We start from the raw sequence: 1,585 nt of genomic DNA, 5'->3' as shown, positions 1-1,585 counted from the left end.
AACTGCGGAATCAAGGTTCAGCAGTTCGCGCTGAGGTAGGAGCGTCCGCTTGCGGCGCGATCCCACGCATCAAAGGGCGGCATTTTCATTCGCCCCGCAACCGCCCCCCCTACCGCGAGCCCCCCATACAGGTGCCGAGAAATCGTGTTGCCCGGCCCGCTCGATTGCTCGTTTTTTTCGATCTAAACACATGGAAGTATCTGTTTGCTCGACTTGAAACCGGCCTCCATACTGAACTTGCCGTCCCCCTCCACCTGGAGAAATCCCATGCATCTCGACATTCATACCCATGGATTCACCCTTACGCCGGGTCTACGCGAGTACGTCCAGAAACGACTGGCCTACGCCATGTCCTACGGTGACGACAGCATCATGCGTCTCACCGTGCGGCTGTCCGACATCAACGGCCCGCGAGGCGGCAACGACAAGCGTTGCCTGATCGAAGCACGTCTGAAACAGGCCACCGCCGTGGTGATCGAGGATGTGGAAGCCGATCTTTACCAGGCCATCAACCGCGCCACCGAGCGCGCCGGGCGCACCCTGGTGCGTCGCCTGGCCAGGCAGCGGGAATTCGCGCCGGGACTGCCGGCCACCTCGGAAAACTCGATGCAGCCATGCCCAACAAACTGATTGCCCAGGCGGCGGAGCGGCTACGCGCCGGCGGCGTGGTGGCCTTCCCCACGGAAACCGTCTACGGCCTGGGGGCCGATGCCCGCAATGAAAACGCGGTGCGGCGGGTGTTCGAGATCAAGGGACGTCCCGCTGATCACCCTCTCATCGTGCATCTGGCCGATGCGTCCCACGCGGACGCCTGGGCCAGGGACATACCGGAAACCGCGCAACGGCTGATGGCCCGCTTCTGGCCCGGCCCCCTCACCCTGGTGCTGCCGGCCCGGGACGACGTGCCCCGCAGCGTGACCGGCGGTCAGGACAGCGTGGCCTTGCGCGCCCCCCAGCACCCCATGGCCCAGGCCTTGCTGCGGGAATTCGGCGTCGCCCAGGGGGGAGGTCTCGCCGCACCGTCGGCCAATCGCTTCGGTGCGGTAAGCCCCACCGAGGCCTGGCATGTGCGCAGCGCCTTCGGCATGCAGGTGGACCAGGTGCTGGATGGCGGTCCTTGTCGCCTGGGCCTGGAATCCACCATCGTTTCCCTGCTCGGCGAACGTCCCCGCGTACTGCGCCCGGGTGCGCTACCCCTGTCCGCCCTGCGCGAGGTCCTGGGCGAGGAGGGCATCGACTACCTCTCCCATCCGGAAACCGTGCTGCCCGCCACACCCCGGGTGCCCGGCGCCCTGGCGGGCCACTACGCGCCCGCCACCCCACTGGAAATTCACACCGTTGAAACCCTGTCCGCCCGTGCCATGACCCTGCTGGACCAGGGATTGCGCGTCGCGGTGCTGCGCCGCAACCAGAACCTGCGCTACCGGGGATTGCCCCCGTCTCTGCCCCAGTTCCTGCTGCCGGCCCGGGTGGAGACCTATGGACGTGGCCTGTACGCCCGACTGCGGGAACTCGACCGATTCGGCTTCGACCGGGTGCTGGTGGAAGCGCCCCCCACGGATGAAACCTGGTGGGCGATCAATGA

2 protein-coding genes are annotated in these 1,585 nt (G+C 66.5%); both read left to right on the top strand.

The annotated features are described in order from the left end of the window. Positions 1 to 267: 267 nt before the first annotated feature. On the top strand, positions 268 to 630 hold the full coding sequence (locus ACV4UX_RS19665) for an HPF/RaiA family ribosome-associated protein (protein ID WP_491594965.1): 363 nt from the start codon (positions 268 to 270) through the stop codon (positions 628 to 630). Next, positions 615 to 1,585, top strand: a 971-nt coding sequence (locus ACV4UX_RS19660; RefSeq protein WP_491594964.1) for an L-threonylcarbamoyladenylate synthase, incomplete at its 3' end; no start/stop codon positions are given. The genes ACV4UX_RS19665 and ACV4UX_RS19660, both read left to right, overlap by 16 nt.

The sequence above is a fragment of the Fundidesulfovibrio sp. genome (assembly GCF_058402725.1).
The sequence above is the reverse complement of the archived record's forward strand: the minus strand, read 5'-3'. Positions and strand labels throughout refer to the sequence as shown.

What these genes read in the sequence shown, in the direction of transcription:
- ACV4UX_RS19665 (WP_491594965.1), top strand. Translation starts at nt 268, where the DNA reads ATGCATCTCGACATTCATACCCATGGATTCACCCTTACGCCGGGTCTA.